17 protein-coding genes are annotated in these 15,410 nt (G+C 43.7%); 11 read left to right on the top strand and 6 right to left on the bottom strand.

What is annotated here, in order from left to right; genetic code table 11:
- Nucleotides 1-139 precede the first annotated feature (139 nt).
- Together REG_RS14255 and REG_RS06220 are read right to left on the bottom strand one after the other, a co-directional pair.
- Entirely contained in the window at nt 140-268 is a 129-nt protein-coding gene (locus REG_RS14255; protein ID WP_260200223.1) for a hypothetical protein, read from the bottom strand.
- A gap of 116 nt (nt 269-384) precedes the next feature.
- Nucleotides 385-768, bottom strand: coding sequence for a hypothetical protein (locus REG_RS06220; RefSeq protein WP_039907593.1), 384 nt, complete (start codon nt 766-768; stop codon nt 385-387).
- A gap of 346 nt (nt 769-1,114) precedes the next feature.
- Between REG_RS06220 and ubiD the strand changes: the two genes are divergently transcribed.
- The 3 genes from ubiD to speE all read left to right on the top strand — a co-directional run bounded on the left by ubiD (nt 1,115) and on the right by speE (nt 4,489).
- A complete protein-coding gene (ubiD, locus tag REG_RS06225) occupies nt 1,115-2,599 on the top strand; it encodes a 4-hydroxy-3-polyprenylbenzoate decarboxylase (protein ID WP_176603458.1) in 1,485 nt (494 codons plus the stop codon).
- A 14-nt stretch (nt 2,600-2,613) separates the two neighbouring features.
- Nucleotides 2,614-3,315, top strand: a complete 702-nt coding sequence (fre, locus tag REG_RS06230) for an NAD(P)H-flavin reductase (protein WP_006704876.1) — start codon at nt 2,614-2,616, stop codon at nt 3,313-3,315.
- Nucleotides 3,316-3,622: 307 nt separating this feature from the next.
- On the top strand, nt 3,623-4,489 hold the full coding sequence (gene speE, locus REG_RS06235) for a polyamine aminopropyltransferase (protein WP_039907595.1): 867 nt from the start codon (nt 3,623-3,625) through the stop codon (nt 4,487-4,489).
- Nucleotides 4,490-4,577: 88 nt separating this feature from the next.
- Here speE and REG_RS10785 read toward each other — a convergent pair whose 3' ends face one another.
- The gene (locus REG_RS10785; protein ID WP_176603386.1) at nt 4,578-4,823 is read right to left on the bottom strand and encodes a hypothetical protein; all 246 of its coding nucleotides are present in this window, start codon (nt 4,821-4,823) and stop codon (nt 4,578-4,580) included.
- 203 nt (nt 4,824-5,026) lie between these two features.
- A complete protein-coding gene (locus REG_RS06245; RefSeq protein WP_006704759.1) occupies nt 5,027-5,320 on the bottom strand; it encodes a hypothetical protein in 294 nt (97 codons plus the stop codon).
- Between the two features lie 166 nt (nt 5,321-5,486).
- Between REG_RS06245 and REG_RS06250 the strand changes: the two genes are divergently transcribed.
- The 5 genes from REG_RS06250 (at nt 5,487) to eno (ending at nt 11,514) form a co-directional block, all read left to right on the top strand.
- Nucleotides 5,487-7,352 carry a hypothetical protein gene (locus REG_RS06250; protein ID WP_006704878.1) on the top strand — a complete coding sequence of 622 codons (1,866 nt, stop codon included), beginning with the start codon at nt 5,487-5,489 and terminating at the stop codon, nt 7,350-7,352.
- Nucleotides 7,353-7,431: 79 nt separating this feature from the next.
- Nucleotides 7,432-7,785 carry a hypothetical protein gene (locus tag REG_RS06255; protein WP_039907597.1) on the top strand — a complete coding sequence of 118 codons (354 nt, stop codon included), beginning with the start codon at nt 7,432-7,434 and terminating at the stop codon, nt 7,783-7,785.
- Nucleotides 7,786-7,957: 172 nt separating this feature from the next.
- Complete coding sequence (locus REG_RS06260; RefSeq protein WP_039907599.1) at nt 7,958-8,215, top strand: hypothetical protein; 258 nt, start codon at nt 7,958-7,960, stop codon at nt 8,213-8,215.
- Between the two features lie 227 nt (nt 8,216-8,442).
- The gene (locus REG_RS06265) at nt 8,443-10,089 is read left to right on the top strand and encodes a CTP synthase (RefSeq protein ID WP_006704882.1); all 1,647 of its coding nucleotides are present in this window, start codon (nt 8,443-8,445) and stop codon (nt 10,087-10,089) included.
- A gap of 114 nt (nt 10,090-10,203) precedes the next feature.
- Nucleotides 10,204-11,514: a phosphopyruvate hydratase gene (eno, locus tag REG_RS06270; protein WP_039907600.1), complete on the top strand. Its 1,311-nt coding sequence runs from the start codon at nt 10,204-10,206 to the stop codon at nt 11,512-11,514.
- A 211-nt stretch (nt 11,515-11,725) separates the two neighbouring features.
- On the opposite strand, the gene sodA is transcribed toward eno, so the two are convergent.
- Complete coding sequence (gene sodA, locus REG_RS06275) at nt 11,726-12,346, bottom strand: superoxide dismutase [Mn] (protein WP_006704884.1); 621 nt, start codon at nt 12,344-12,346, stop codon at nt 11,726-11,728.
- A gap of 95 nt (nt 12,347-12,441) precedes the next feature.
- Between sodA and REG_RS06280 the strand changes: the two genes are divergently transcribed.
- From REG_RS06280 to crp, 3 genes are all read left to right on the top strand, one after another.
- Complete coding sequence (locus tag REG_RS06280; RefSeq protein WP_050749358.1) at nt 12,442-12,711, top strand: YheU family protein; 270 nt, start codon at nt 12,442-12,444, stop codon at nt 12,709-12,711.
- 59 nt (nt 12,712-12,770) lie between these two features.
- On the top strand, nt 12,771-13,640 hold the full coding sequence (locus tag REG_RS06285; RefSeq protein WP_039907602.1) for a phosphoribulokinase: 870 nt from the start codon (nt 12,771-12,773) through the stop codon (nt 13,638-13,640).
- Nucleotides 13,641-13,760: 120 nt separating this feature from the next.
- Entirely contained in the window at nt 13,761-14,393 is a 633-nt protein-coding gene (gene crp / locus REG_RS06290) for a cAMP-activated global transcriptional regulator CRP (RefSeq protein WP_006704887.1), read from the top strand.
- A 361-nt stretch (nt 14,394-14,754) separates the two neighbouring features.
- Here the strand turns inward: crp and REG_RS06295 are convergent, their stop codons facing one another.
- Nucleotides 14,755-15,330 carry an aminodeoxychorismate synthase component II gene (locus tag REG_RS06295; protein WP_039907604.1) on the bottom strand — a complete coding sequence of 192 codons (576 nt, stop codon included), beginning with the start codon at nt 15,328-15,330 and terminating at the stop codon, nt 14,755-14,757.
- Nucleotides 15,331-15,410: the final 80 nt, after the last annotated feature.

Here is a 15,410-nt window from a genome sequence, read left to right on the forward strand (position 1 = left end):
ATGTTACCTCGCTATTATTCTCCCTCCGCTTTTAGCCAATAAACACCATAAATTGATCCAATAAGATCGTTTCTTTAGCGGATTGTTTTTATTTTGTACACTTGTATTTATAAATTATCAACAAATCTTTACAATAATGTTAATAAATTATTTTATTAACTGATAATAGCTTGAAACAAGGGATAAACCGTTTATACCGTTCGCCTTTGAAGCCGCCGCGTTGTTGGCTGCGGGTGCTCGCCGAATCACGTAGTCTATCTACGCTCATCGGTATCCCCCCCTCCTGGCCGCCTAGTGGCAACTTCAAAGGCAAACGGTAATTGAATAGAGCTCGGCTATTACATTCTCGTTATTTAAGATCTCAATTACTAGAATTTCTCACCGCTAGACCCTAATCGCCCTTAGGGCAAAGGTCAACATTACGCTAGCCGCCCCTGCCCCTATAAAACTGCCAACCACCCCAACCGCACGGTAATTATAAGGGAGACATTCGATTTCTCCATCACAACAAAGATGTTTTAAGAAAAAGCTGCCACAAACAACACCTAACGAAATGGAGCTTATGCCATAAGAAAACTCCAGTACGTTATGCTGGGAAACACCATTACTTACAGCTCTTAGTCCTATTCCTATTAATGATACTGCTGGTACTAGTCCCACTGCTCCGAATACTTTCTTTTCTCTTGATGCCCCAAAACCATCATTAATTGCGGTAAAAATTTGGCTAGTATCTGGGGATGTTATTGGGGGTGGCATTATAGAAAGCATAATATTCTCCTGGTAAATTTTTTTGTCTGCACTGACAACGGAATGTTGCCTCGCTATTATTCTCTACTCCGTTTTTAGCCAATAAACACCACAAACCGATCTAATAAGATTATTTTTTAAGCGGATCGTCCTCTGTTTGTACATTTATGTTAATAAATAGTCAATTAATTTTTACAAAAACATTAATCAATAATCGCATTATTTTAACAATTGAAGTGTTAGGTGTCATTTTCAGTCAAGGAGGGCGAGGAGAGAAAAATATGTGGAATAGGTGCTAACAAAAAAACAGTAACCAATATCAAGACAGCTTATAATGGAGCGCCTTGGAAACGCTAAAGTGATCAATATGAAATACAAAGATCTACGTGAATTTATCTCCTTACTTGAACAAAAAGGGGAACTTAAACGTATCAGCCAGTCAATTGATCCCTATTTGGAAATGACAGAAATTGCTGATCGCACCTTACGAGCCGGTGGACCCGCATTATTATTTGAAAATCCAAAAGGGTATTCTATGCCGGTACTCTGCAATTTGTTTGGCTCTGCCAAACGAGTTGCCATGGGAATGGGGCAAAAAGATGTCGCTGCGCTACGCGATGTCGGCCGATTACTGGCTTTTTTGAAAGAGCCTGATCCCCCTCAAGGTTTTCTTGATTTGTGTCAGCAATGGCCAAAATTCAAGCAAGTACTGAATATGCCAACAAAATGTATAGGTTCCGCCCCCTGCCAAGAACAAATTTGGCGAGGAGAAGATGTCGATCTTAGCCGTATCCCAATAATGCATTGCTGGCCAGAGGATGTAGCTCCGCTAGTGTCTTGGGGATTAACCATTACCCGCGGGCCATATAAAGAACGACAAAATTTAGGCATCTACCGTCAACAGCGGTTAGCAAAAAACAAGCTCATTATGCGCTGGTTATCTCATCGAGGCGGCGCATTAGATTATCAAGACTGGTGTGTCAAATATCCTAAAAAACGTTTTCCTGTAGCGGTGGCATTAGGCGCGGATCCCGCCACTATTTTAGCGGCCGTCACGCCAGTGCCAGACACGTTGTCTGAGTACGCTTTTGCCGGTTTGCTACGTGGGAATAAAACGGAAGTCGTTAAATGTCTTACCAGTGATCTTAAAGTACCTGCCAGTGCAGAAATTATATTGGAGGGATATATTGAGCAAGATGAGATGGCATCAGAAGGGCCCTATGGTGACCACACTGGCTATTATAATGAAGTAGAAAAATTTCCTGTTTTTACCGTGACCTGTATTACTCAGCGTCGAGATGCTATCTATCATTCAACCTATACTGGGCGCCCTCCCGATGAACCCGCAGTGCTGGGGGTCGCATTAAATGAAGTATTTGTTCCCATTTTGCAAAAACAATTTCCAGAAATTATTGATTTTTATCTACCCGCAGAGGGTTGCTCCTACCGCCTTGCTATAGTGACGATTAAAAAGCAGTATGCAGGCCATGCCAAGCGAGTAATGATGGGAGTATGGTCATTTTTACGGCAATTTATGTACACCAAATTTGTTATTGTCTGTGATCAGGACATCAATGCGCGAGATTGGAATGATGTTATTTGGGCGATTACAACCAGAATGGATCCTGCACGTGACACGTTATTGATAGAAAATACCCCCATCGATTATTTAGATTTCGCTTCACCCGTCTCTGGGCTTGGATCGAAAATGGGGCTTGATGCTACGAATAAATGGCCAGGAGAAACTTCTCGTGAATGGGGTCGCCCTATTACAATGGATCAAAGAGTTTGCACTCGTATCGATGAGATTTGGGATGAGTTGGCGATATTAAGCCCGTCATCCAAGCGCTAATAAAAAAGGAACGCATGACAACATTGAGCTGTAAAGTCGCCTCTGTGGAGACCATTACTGATACTGTATATCGAGTGAAATTGGTTCCCGCTGTGCCATTTTCCTTTAGAGCCGGTCAATATCTCATGGTGGTAATGAGTGAACGTGATAAACGCCCATTTTCAATAGCATCAACACCAACACAAAGGCAATACATTGAACTCCATATTGGGGCGTCAGAACTAAATTTATACGCAATGACGGTGATGGACGCTATCGTAAAAAACAGAAGATTGGATATTGACATCCCGCATGGAGAAGCTTGGTTTCGTGAAAATAGTCAGCGTCCGCTATTATTAATCGCAGGAAGTACTGGTTTCTCATATACACGTTCTATTTTACTGGCAGCATTGGCGGAACAACCCCATCGAGAAGTGTCACTTTATTGGGGTGGACGTGAAGCCAAGCATTTGTACGATTTAGATGAACTAAAAGCGCTCATGGTTAAATACCCACAATTGCGCATAGTCCCTGTCGTCGAACAACCGGCTGATAACTGGGATGGTAAAACGGGTACCGTGTTGAGTGCTGTGTTACAAGACTATCAATCCTTAGCTAAACAAGATATTTACATCGCCGGGCGTTTTGAAATGGCTAAAATCGCGCGCGAACTATTCTGTAGTGAGCGCGCTGCACAAAAATCCCATATTTATAGTGATGCTTTTGCTTTTATTTAAACTGTGAAAGTTACCGACAGGGTACGCCAAGGTCAATTACTTGATGCGACTTTAGCCACCCCACAAAACACGCATCTTGTCTCAAAAATAGCTTTGTTCACAGTGCCATAGTTCGCTATGATATGGCGCTTATTTTTATGTCCACCCCAGAGCCTATTCGAAATCTCTTGTGCTCGCTGATACTTCATCAAAAATAAGCTCAAAATGCTCATTTACTTTATGTAAACTGCGCTTTTTCGCTTATTTTTTTCTCAATTGAGCACAGCTCAAAGAAGATTTCGAATAGGCTCTCCGATAGGAGTTGAGTATGTCACAAAAAGAGCGCTGGCATGAAACCCTGCATAGTGATTTTGGTCAATATTTTTCAGTTGAAAAGGTATTGTTCAATCAAAAAACAGAACATCAGGAGCTGGTGATTTTCCAAAATACGGAATTTGGTAGAGTGATGGCACTCGATGGTGTAGTACAAACCACTGAACGTGACGAATTTATTTACCATGAGATGATGGCTCATGTTCCATTATTCGCCCATGGAAACGCCAAAAAAAAAGTGCTGATTATCGGCGGCGGTGATGGTGCTATGTTACGTGAAGTTTGCCGTCATACCACTGTAGAACAAATCGTTATGGTAGAAATAGATCGCGGTGTAGTGGAATTTTGCAAAGAATTTTTACCAAAACATAATCGTGAAGGGAAGGTTTATCAAGATCCACGTTTAAAACTGGTGATTGATGATGGTGCGCATTTTGTCGAACACACTAAAGAAAAATTCGACATTATTATTTCTGATTGCACCGATCCCATTGGTCCAGGTGAAAATTTATTTAAATCCGAATTTTATCAAAGCTGCGCTAACTGTTTAAATCCGGGTGGGATCCTAGTTGCACAGAATGGCGTGTGTTTTTTGCAGCAACAGGAAGTCATAGAGAGTAATAAAAAGCTTAAAAAACATTTCAGGGATGTCAGTTTTTATCAGGCGGCTATTCCAAGCTACTATGGTGGTATTATGACCTTTGCTTGGGCGACGAACAATTCGGATTTACGTCAGTTAGATCTCACTGTCTTAAAAGATCGCTTTAAAGAAGCTCAATTCAGCTGTCGTTATTACAATCCCGCCATTCATCTTAATAGTTTTGCTTTACCACAATATTTGCTCGAGGCGTTAGCGCTTTAAATATACCCTTGGCCTTTGAAGTTGCCTTCGGCTGCCAGGGCGACCGACCGGTAATTGTCAATGTAGTTGTCGCCCAGGATGTAAAATCCTAGGCTGCTTTTTTGGCGTCTGGTTTCACCTTTTTTTCTCTGGATTTTTGTGGATTTAAATGGACTTCTTTCACATACGGCCACTGACGGATTTGACCTGCCCAGCGTGTAGGGTTTGCAGCGCGTGCCTTTTCATACACTGTGTTACGCTGAGCTAATAGGGCTTTATCAAGGCCTGCATGTCTTTGTGCAGGTGTGACAAATTCAATGGCACTGTGGCGATGCTCTTGATTATACCAGTGCACCACGTGTTCGACCCATGCGCGGGCGTCTTGAAAGTGGATTCGGAGGCGAAATAGAGCCCTTCATCAGCCAACATCGGCACAATTTGACTCGGGGGTAAATGAGCAAATTTGGCCGAAGAGGTTATTTCCAGTAGCTTAGCCCGCTCACAGGGTGAGAGTTTGTGGGGCGGCGGCGCTGTTCGGCGCGTTCGGCCTGCGTTGATTCAGTAATCCACATCATAATAGACTGGCGCTGTTCGGGAATAATCATTTTTCCTCTTACTGCGTTGTGTTCGCTTCGGGTCACAAAAATCCGCGCGCCATTGCTTCAGGTGATGAACAAAAATACCCTGCCCCCTGCACCAAGAGGCGAGTTCACTTTCTGCTAAACAACTTCTTAGCTTCCTCGGCGGCACGTTAAGTTCATCCGCAATGGCTTTCATTGTACGCCCATTCCGATGATAAACCTTACACAGCGCCTGCTCTTTAAACTCTTCCGAATACGTCGGTTTTTCCATGATTATATCGCCTCTTTATTAGTTCCCATTAACGAAAATTAGAGGCGACAACTAGACTGACACTGGGGGCACCTTAGACGGCAGTGCACTTATTGCTGATCGCGGTACTGAGATTGATTTTGCTGTCGGCAACCGTGTTTATCGGTTAACGTCCGGCCAAACGGCATTGCATGATCTGAATGCTATTCGCTCGTCACAGGCGGATGCGCTACGCCCTGTTGCCAATAGGCAAAGTGGCGATCTCAGTCTGGAAACGCCCCTGGAATCCTTCGATGACAGCGAGCAGTTACGCCAGCAGGCGTTTAACTATCGCCGCTATCAGCCCACTCCAGCTACGACAGCGGGCAGCGCTTCCCCTCAGGGTGGATTGCTGACCCTGGATCGGCGCATTTATCGCTACGACGCCGCCAGTGCTTCGCCGTTGATCCATGAACAGAGCGTACTGCGTTATCAAAACACCGTGAGCGCACGGGTAAAAATCGACCCACTGTTTGGTAAACCCCAGGCTTTCACTGATGAAGTGCTTGATACCGGTACCTGTGTGATTGAGCTGGATGGCATTAATGAGGGCGTGGCCGATAAACGCACGCTGCGGGCGATTATTATGGATAATCCGCAAGCCACCGGCAAAATACTGGTACTGGAAGCGGATCCGCTGATTTTCTACGGTGCCCCCATCACTGACGCCAATAGCCTACAAAATGGCCAACTGCTACAGTTTACTCGCTACAGTGATAACACTGACGGCGGTAGCGCGGTGATTGACGGTTATTTATCGGCGCGGAAAGCCTATTTCCCTGCCGACACCTCCCTGCTACCGACGCGTGCTGCCGGCATTCTGGAGTTGCCACAAACCCGATTTAACCGTTACCTGCCGTTTCCCGCGCGGGATATGCAGCCGCTCGAACTCGATGGTGAAACCTTTTACGCTTGGAAAAAACCCAACATCATGGGGCACTATGAATTGTATCGCATCAACCCGACCCAGCCGACGCAATTGACCTCTGCCAATCAATTTGCTGTGCTGGAAGAGGGAGAATGGCAGCGTTTGGGACTAAAGGGAGGCATGCCAACAGCCAAAAAAACTATCGCAGAATTAGCAGCAGCAAAAAAACAGCGCGAAGCTGAGCAAGCAGTAGAAGAAGAACAGCTCGAGGCTAAGCATCAAGAATATGTCAAAAAACAACCCCAGATGCTGTTAAAAATAAACAAGGCGAAAGAACTTTACCAAAGCAATCCGGCAGGTTTCTACCAGGCTTTCGAAAAAACCATCCAGGAACGTATCTATTTTTTTCAGGAGTTTTTTGAGATAACTAAAAAATTACGCATTACTACAACCTCTGCTGAATACAATGAAATGGCCAGTACGATCATAAATCGTATCGTGGAGGCGCAAAGAAAGCTGAAAGAACTGTACCATGGAGCCTTGGAAAAAGAGTGGGCTCCGTTTTTAGCGTCAGAGCAGAACCCACAGCATGTTGATAAGATCGTAAAGAACAGCATTGGTATATCCGACAAACGCATTGAGCTACAGCTTGACGAAGAAAAATATTTAGATGAATTAAAGATCCTCGGTCGTCAGGGAAGAGAAGATCTGGATAAATTAAGGGAAGGGGCAGGCGATTCTTCTACTGTAATGAAAATAAACCAAATGCCTATGTTATCTAAATGGATCATCAAGCCTGAACATATCAGTGAAATCGGCGTTACTGATTTACTTGAAGACCTGAATAGCCAATCTGACGCGATTGAAACGACGATTTGTACACATATAGATGCGATGAATGACGAAGAGCAATTATTTTCATCTGCCCGTCGCAAAGAAGTGCTGCAAAGTGTCATCGAACAATATGAAAAAATAGAAATGAACTATCAGAGTGTTTTTGCCGTCTCTCCCTACATTCATACAGAACATTTAGAGCGCCTTCTTGAGCGAATCAGAGAGGCCAAAACGTCCGCTAAGGAAGCGTTGCGAAACATAATCGATCAAGACACTCCGCTTCTTCGCAATAACATCGGCAAACCGAGATAAAGCTATTTTCAAAACAAAAAATCGGGGTCTTTTGATAGGTAAACTTAAGAAAGATAAAAATGTTGCTGGAAACCGAGTGATGGAGACATTTAACCCCTCATCCAAACAGACCAAGACATTTGAAGAAGTCTCAAAAGACGAATGGGCACCCGTGGTAGCTCAGCAGAGTGCCAAACCCGTCAGAGCCTGGAAGCCATTGATGAAAGATGCAAAAGAAAAGCTGGATAACGCTGAACTTCTTATTAAAAATGCTCATTCACAGTCCCAAATGAGCGTTTTACCCAGTGAAGTAGAGCATATCTTGGTTTACCATGCTGAGCGTATGCAACAGCGTGCTCGGGAGCTCGGTGAAGTGGCGGCACCTGATGGAACAGTGCCAAAATCAGCAAAAGCAGAAAAGGTTGAGAGGATCAAAAGCAAAAATGATTGCTGAGTTGGAGGACAAAGCCCGAGAAATGATCGCGGAAGGGCGAAAGATTCGCATTATGATGAGCAAGCAGCAGGATCCTGTGTAAACCGCCTGAACTATTTACTAAGTCAAGGAGAAGTATCGATACATAAAATTTTCTATAGAGCGTCGCCAAAGGTTGGCTGCGGAGGACTGGATGCAAGAATATGAAATCAGGGACAGTAAGCCGGAAACAGTGCGCAATCAACTTCCTTGGTACGCCCACTTCCACTACAAACAAGAAGCCGATCCTTTTGAACGTTTTTCCCAGGCACATCTCAAACGTGGATCGCAGCGTAGGAAGGGAGCCAGGACACAGGCAACACAGGAACAACAAGGCACGCAGATCGAACCGATACTCCGCAACGCAATACCCCCCGTTTTGGCACAGGATATTTTCAGAAACATTCAATGACTGTGTAAACGCCGCCCGGCGCGCAAACTAGGCCGTACAGGACGGCCTAGTTTGCGTTACTTAAAAGAGACGTTATAAAAGATTATTTTCTTATTTGCTTGCAGAAAATGCTCATTCCAGCCTGCATGGGGCTCATGAGATGATTTGTAGCACAACTCAGCTTCAGGTATACTGCTTTCCCGTCTTAGTTCTTCAATCGCTTTTAAATCTCAACGCTCGGATCCAGCATGACAACTAACTATATTTTTGTAACTGGTGGGGTTGTATCCTCTCTGGGTAAAGGTATTGCTGCGGCTTCCTTAGCCGCTATACTCGAAGCCCGAGGCCTTAAAGTTACCATCATGAAACTGGATCCCTATATTAATGTGGATCCAGGAACCATGAGCCCGACACAACATGGAGAAGTTTTTGTCACCGAAGATGGTGCAGAAACTGATCTCGATTTAGGGCACTACGAGCGTTTTATTAATACTAAAATGACAGGTCGTAATAACTTCACCGCAGGTCGTATTTATTCTGAAGTTCTGCGTAAAGAGCGGCGCGGTGATTATTTGGGCGCAACCATTCAAGTGATCCCCCATATTACTAATGCAATCAAAGAACGTATTGTTGATGTGGGTGCCGACTATGATGTAGTACTGGTTGAAATTGGTGGTACCGTCGGTGATATTGAATCTTTGCCATTTTTAGAGGCCATTCGCCAAATGGCGGTTGATGTGGGTCGTGAACACACACTTTATATGCATCTGACTTTGGTACCTTATTTAGCCGCAGCAGGGGAAGTAAAAACCAAGCCGACACAACATTCGGTTAAAGAACTTCTTTCTATTGGTATTCAGCCTGATGTGTTGATTTGTCGTTCTGATTGTGAAGTTTCGGCCAGTGAACGCGCCAAGATCGCATTATTTTGTAATGTGCAAGAAAAAGCGGTCATTTCACTGCAAGATGTTAATTCTATTTATGAAATACCAGGATTATTAAAATTACAAGGCCTTGATGATCATATTTGTCAACGCTTTAAATTAAGCTGTTCTGAAGCAAATTTAGCAAAGTGGCAAGAAGTATTATACCAAGTCTCTAATCCTATCGGTGAAGTGACCATCGGCATGATCGGTAAATACGTGAAATTGCCTGATGCTTACAAATCTGTTATCGAAGCATTAAAACACGGTGGTTTGAAAAATAGCGTCACTGTCAATATAAAACTGATCGATTCGCAACATATCGAAAATGCGGGCTTCGATATACTGAAAGGGGTGGATGCCATCTTGATCCCGGGTGGCTTTGGTGACCGTGGTATAGAAGGCATGATTAGCACGGCACAGTACGCACGGGTCAATAATATTCCTTATTTAGGTATTTGTTTAGGAATGCAAGTTGCCCTAATAGAATTTGCTCGTCATGTTGCCGGTATGGAGGATGCGAATTCGACAGAATTCGTCTCAGACTGTAAGCATCCAGTGGTGGCATTAATCACTGAATGGCGTGATACAGAGGGTGCAGTTGAGGTACGTACGGCAAGCAGTGATTTAGGCGGTACCATGCGAGTGGGTGGGCAAAAATGCCTGTTGACTGAGGGCAGTTTGGTGCGAAAAATGTATGCTGAATCGACCATCACTGAGCGTCATCGCCATCGTTATGAAGTCAATAATAGATTATTGGAGCAGATAGAAAAGGCTGGGCTTGTTGTTGCTGGGCGTTCTGCGGATAAAAAATTGGTAGAAATTATTGAGCTGCCCAATCACCCTTGGTTTGTGGCTTGTCAATTCCATCCTGAATTTACTTCGACTCCGCGTGATGGTCATCCTTTGTTTACCAGCTTTATCAACGCAGCGAAAGAATATAAGCAGTCTATTGGCGATTTTGATGTTTAACATGAGATTTTTTGCATAACTTATTGCGGGGCGTGCAGGATGTCTTGATTTCACGTCATGCAGGATGGTTTTCAAAAAGTCTATTCTCACTTATTTGGCAACAAGGAAAATCTAATGTCGAAAATCTTAAAAGTGGTTGGTCGTGAGATCATCGACTCGCGCGGTAATCCAACCGTAGAAGCAGAAGTCCATTTAGAAGGGGGGTTTATTGGCTTGGCGGCCGCGCCTTCAGGTGCTTCTACTGGTTCGCGTGAAGCCCTTGAATTGCGTGATGGCGATAAATTGCGTTTCTTAGGCAAAGGGGTAACCGAAGCCGTTGCCGCGGTTAATGGCCCTATTGCAGAAGCTCTTAAAAATAAAGAGGCGATAGATCAAACAGAGATCGATAAAACTATGATCGAACTGGACGGTACTGAAAATAAATCTAAATTCGGTGCCAATGCCATCTTGGCGGTCTCTTTAGCGGCGGCGAAGGCAGCGGCGGCGTCGAAAGGGATGCCTTTATATGCACATATTGCTGACCTCAACGGTACTTCAGGTAAATTTTCTATGCCATTACCGATGATGAATATCATTAATGGCGGTGAACATGCTGATAACAATCTCGATATTCAAGAATTTATGATCCAGCCAGTAGGGGCTAAAACCTTTAAAGAAGCGCTGCGTATTGGCTCTGAAGTGTTCCATATCTTAGCCAAAATTTTAAAAGAGAAAAAATTAAGTACCGCTGTCGGTGATGAAGGCGGTTATGCGCCCAATTTAGGGTCTAACGCTGAGGCGTTGGCTATCATCAAAGAAGCGGTAGAAAAAGCAGGTTATGTATTGGGCAAAGATGTTACTTTGGCGCTCGATTGTGCGGCCTCGGAGTTTTACAACAAAGAAACAGGTCGCTATGAATTGAAAGGCGAAGATAAAACTTTCACTTCAGAAGAATTTACGCATTATCTGGAGCAGTTAACCAAGGATTATCCTATCGTCTCTATTGAAGATGGCCTGGATGAATCAGATTGGGCAGGGTTTGCTTATCAAACTAAAGTGCTTGGCGATAAAATCCAATTGGTGGGCGATGATCTGTTTGTCACCAATACCAAGATCCTAAAAGAAGGGATTGATAAAGGCATTGCAAATTCTATCCTGATTAAATTCAATCAAATTGGTTCTTTGACTGAAACCCTAGCCGCTATCAAAATGGCGAAAGCGGCGGGTTATACGGCGATTATTTCTCATCGTTCTGGCGAAACAGAAGATGCCACCATTGCCGATTTGGCGGTAGGCACCGCTGCTGGTCAAATTAAAACCGGCTCGATGAGCCGCTCTGATCGCGTCGCTAAATACAATCAGCTGCTGCGTATTGAAGAAGCATTGGGTGATAAAGCCGAATTCAACGGTCTGAAAGAAGTGAAAGGAAAAAGGCAACAAGCTTAAGGATTTTTTGTTACCAATACTCCCCCGCGCTTAAGCAGGTGAGTATTGGATTAGACCTCTTCGGAAACCTACTGCGTGACGCGGATCCTGCGTTGCCCGGTGCGCGCAATCCTCATGTACTCTGTGTTAACGAAGGTTGCTGTGCGCCGGACGCCTTGACTCCGCATAACGCACTACGGTTTCCAAAGAGGTCTATTGTCACTATGGCTGATTATTTATTCGCGGCATACCGTTCGCTTGCTTTGTCCCAATTCACTACCTTCCAGAATGCTTTGATATAATCCGGGCGCTTATTTTGATATTTAAGATAATAAGCATGCTCCCACACATCTAAACCGATAATCGGATAACCGGAAACACCGGCAACTGGTTCTCCCATCAACGGATTGTCTTGGTTAGCGGTGGATACCACCGCTAACTTACCGTCTTTTAACACCAGCCAAGCCCAGCCTGAGCCGAATCGCGTGGCGGCGGCTTTTTCAAACGCTTCTTGAAATTTTTCAACACTGCTAAAATCATGTTCGATAGCGGCCTTTAGATCACCTGTCAGCGTGGTGCCGATTTTCAAGCCCTGCCAAAATAAACTATGGTTAGCGTGGCCACCGGCGTTGTTACGCATAAAAGTGCGTTTGTCAGCCGGGACTTTATCCAAATTTTTTATCAATTCTTCAACTGAATATTGCGCTAATTCTGGATACGCTTCTAACACCGTATTGGCATTGGTAACATAAGCTTGATGATGTTTGCTGTGATGGATCTCCATAGTTTGTTTATCAAAATGCGGTTCCAGTGCATCATAAGCGTAGGGTAGAGAGGGTAATGTGTAGCTCATATTGATGGTCTCCGTAAAAAAAAGTGACAGTAGGTAAAGATCTTGTATGCTTGGCCAGCAAGCGTAGCAGCATTAGACTTTTTGGAACAGTAATGATGATAATCCCCTGGCAACAGATCAATAGTGAAACGTTAAATAATTTAATTGAATCCTTTGTATTACGTGAAGGTACCGATTATGGTGAACAAGAATTTTTATTAGCGCAAAAAGTGGCTGACGTTCGTCATCAATTACGCAATGGAGAGGCGGTTGTGATCTGGTCAGAATTACATGAAACCATCAACATTATGCCACGAACAAAAATAAAGAGGAGCACAGACAGTACAAATAGTACGGCCAGCGACGATAACGCAGAATCAAGTTAACATGATTTGGCTATAACAGTTTGGAAAGGCAATCCCAACCCTATGAAGAGAAGTGCTTTATGTCAGCTAAACATCCGATTATCGCTGTTACCGGTTCAAGTGGTGCAGGAACGACAACCACCAGCGAGGCTTTTCGTAAAATATTTCAACAACTCAACATTCGTGCTGCTGAGTTAGAAGGTGATAGTTTTCATTACTATACGCGCCCTGAAATGGATCAAAAGATCCGTGAAAGCTATGAGCAAGGCCGCCATATTAGTTATTTTGGTCCCGAAGCGAATAATTTTGGTTTGCTGGAAAAAAATTTTGCCGATTATGGCGAAAAGGGTAGTGGCCAATTTCGTAAATATCTACACACTTACGATGAAGCGATGCCTTATAATCAAGCACCCGGCACTTTCACTCCATGGGAAGCGCTACCAGAAGAAACACAGCTCTTATTTTATGAAGGATTACATGGAGGGGTCATTACTAAAGACTATGATGTTGCTAAACATGTCGATCTGCTCGTCGGGGTGGTGCCGATTGTTAACTTAGAATGGATCCAGAAATTAAGACGTGATATCAATGAACGTGGTCATTCTCGTGAAGCCGTCATGGATTCTGTCGTTCGCTCGATGGACGATTACATCAATTATATTACGCCCCAATTTTCCCGAACTCATATCAATTTCCAACGAGTCCCTACCGTCGATACTTCAAACCCTTTTGCTGCTAAAGCGATCCCATCATTGGATGAAAGTTTTGTGGTTATTCATTTTCAGGGGTTGAATAACATTAATTTTCCGCATTTATTAGCGATGTTACAGGGATCATTTATTTCAAACATGAATACACTGGTTATTCCTGGTGGAAAAATGGGGTTAGCCATGGAATTGATAATAACATCACTGATAAAGTGTCTTTTGGAAGGAAAAAAAATAGTTTGATCGATGATTTTTCATCTGTTCTAACTTAATGAGTATTTTGTGACACTTTCTAGCACACAATCAGCGAGTACAAGAGATGAAAACAGCTTTGATAGCTGCCACAACAGAGGATAACAGCCCATGGTTTTAGGCAAGCCACAAACGGATCCTACTCTTGAATGGTTCCTATCCCATTGCCATATTCGCAAATATCCTTCGAAGAGTACCTTGATTCATCAAGGTGAAAAAGCGGAGATCCTTTATTACATTGTAAAAGGTTCGGTGGCTGTACTGATCAAGGATGAAGAAGGCAAAGAAATGATCCTCTCTTATTTAAATCAGGGAGATTTTATTGGTGAACTTGGGTTATTTAAAGAAGGACAAGAGCGCAGCGCGTGGGTTAGAGCAAAAAGATCCTGTGAAGTTGCCGAAATCTCTTACAAAAAATTTCGGCAACTTATTCAAGTAGATCCAGAAATTTTAATCCGTTTGTCGGGACAAATGGCTCAACGTTTACAAGTTACTTCAGAGAAAGTGGGTAATCTCGCCTTTTTAGATGTCACCGGGCGGATTGCACAAACTTTACTCAATCTAGCCAAGGAGCCTGATGCGATAACGCATCCTGACGGCATGCAAATTAAAATGACACGTCAAGAAATTGGCCAAATTGTCGGCTGTTCACGGGAGACCGTCGGCAGAATTCTTAAAATGTTAGAAGATCAAAACTTGATCTCCGCTCGCGGCAAAACGATTGTTGTTTACGGTACCCGATAATCAATGAATGAGGGGATGTTCATCATTAAACCTCTTTGGAAACCTACCGAGTGATGCGAATCCTGCGTTGCCCGGTGCGCGCAATCCTCATGTACTTCATGTTAACGAAGGTTGCTGTGCGCCTTGACTTCGCATAACGAACTACGGTTTTGAAAGAGGTCTATTGAACTGTTTTTGCCGGCGACGGGTTAGACTTTTTTCGAAACCTACTGCGTGACGCGGATCCTGTGTTACCCGGTGCGTGCAATCCTCATGTATTTATAGTCAAATCATTTTAATTTGATTCTGTGCTGTCGTCGCTTGCCGTACTATTTGTACTGTCTGTGCTCCTTCGCCTTTGAATCAAATTAAACTGATTCGGCTATATTTTTAAAAAATTATTTAATAACGCATGGCCTTGTTCACTTAGAATGCTTTCTGGATGAAATTGCACCCCGTGCAGGGGCAAACTTTGGTGCTGGATGCCCATAATCTCATCTATTATTCCATTTTGTTCTGTCCACGCGGTCAACTCAAAACAATCCGGCAATGAACATTTGTCGATCACCAATGAATGATAACGTGTCACCACTAACGGTTGATTGAGTCCATAAAACACGCCGCTGTTATTATGCCGGATAGTACTTGTCTTTCCGTGCATCGCCTGTCGTGCCCGTATCACTTTAGCCCCGAACGCTTGCCCCAGCGCCTGGTGACCAAGACAAACACCCAGGATTGGCAGTGTATTAGCAAAATGACGGATCACAGCAAGAGAAATACCTGCCTCATTGGGGCTACAAGGACCCGGTGAGATCACTAGATGTGACGGAGCCAAGTGCTCAATATCATCCAATTGCAGTTCATCGTTGCGTTTTACCAATACCTGTGTTCCTAATTCACAAAAATATTGGTACAAATTGTAGGTAAAAGAGTCGTAATTATCGATCAGTAACAGCATAGTATACCCAATGAATTTCGAGTTACGGCAAGGCGGCAATCAATCGAATCCCAGGAGTGTACAGGTAGTACATGACTGGG

Origin of the sequence: Candidatus Regiella insecticola LSR1 (genome assembly GCF_000143625.1) — a bacterium.
Classification (GTDB): Bacteria; Pseudomonadota; Gammaproteobacteria; order Enterobacterales; family Enterobacteriaceae; genus Regiella; species Regiella insecticola.

Bases quoted from the DNA above. Each gene is read 5' to 3' on its own strand.
- sodA (WP_006704884.1), bottom strand. From the start codon at position 12,346: ATGAGCTACACATTACCCTCTCTACCCTACGCTTATGATGCACTGGAA.
- REG_RS06260 (WP_039907599.1), top strand. From the start codon at position 7,958: ATGCAAGAATATGAAATCAGGGACAGTAAGCCGGAAACAGTGCGCAAT.
- REG_RS06265 (WP_006704882.1), top strand. From the start codon at position 8,443: ATGACAACTAACTATATTTTTGTAACTGGTGGGGTTGTATCCTCTCTG.
- REG_RS06295 (WP_039907604.1), bottom strand. From the start codon at position 15,330: ATGCTGTTACTGATCGATAATTACGACTCTTTTACCTACAATTTGTAC.
- REG_RS06285 (WP_039907602.1), top strand. From the start codon at position 12,771: ATGTCAGCTAAACATCCGATTATCGCTGTTACCGGTTCAAGTGGTGCA.
- crp (WP_006704887.1), top strand. From the start codon at position 13,761: ATGGTTTTAGGCAAGCCACAAACGGATCCTACTCTTGAATGGTTCCTA.
- eno (WP_039907600.1), top strand. From the start codon at position 10,204: ATGTCGAAAATCTTAAAAGTGGTTGGTCGTGAGATCATCGACTCGCGC.
- fre (WP_006704876.1), top strand. From the start codon at position 2,614: ATGACAACATTGAGCTGTAAAGTCGCCTCTGTGGAGACCATTACTGAT.
- REG_RS06220 (WP_039907593.1), bottom strand. From the start codon at position 768: ATGCTTTCTATAATGCCACCCCCAATAACATCCCCAGATACTAGCCAA.
- REG_RS06245 (WP_006704759.1), bottom strand. From the start codon at position 5,320: ATGGAAAAACCGACGTATTCGGAAGAGTTTAAAGAGCAGGCGCTGTGT.
- REG_RS06280 (WP_050749358.1), top strand. From the start codon at position 12,442: ATGATAATCCCCTGGCAACAGATCAATAGTGAAACGTTAAATAATTTA.
- REG_RS06255 (WP_039907597.1), top strand. From the start codon at position 7,432: ATGGAGACATTTAACCCCTCATCCAAACAGACCAAGACATTTGAAGAA.
- speE (WP_039907595.1), top strand. From the start codon at position 3,623: ATGTCACAAAAAGAGCGCTGGCATGAAACCCTGCATAGTGATTTTGGT.
- REG_RS14255 (WP_260200223.1), bottom strand. From the start codon at position 268: ATGAGCGTAGATAGACTACGTGATTCGGCGAGCACCCGCAGCCAACAA.
- ubiD (WP_176603458.1), top strand. From the start codon at position 1,115: ATGAAATACAAAGATCTACGTGAATTTATCTCCTTACTTGAACAAAAA.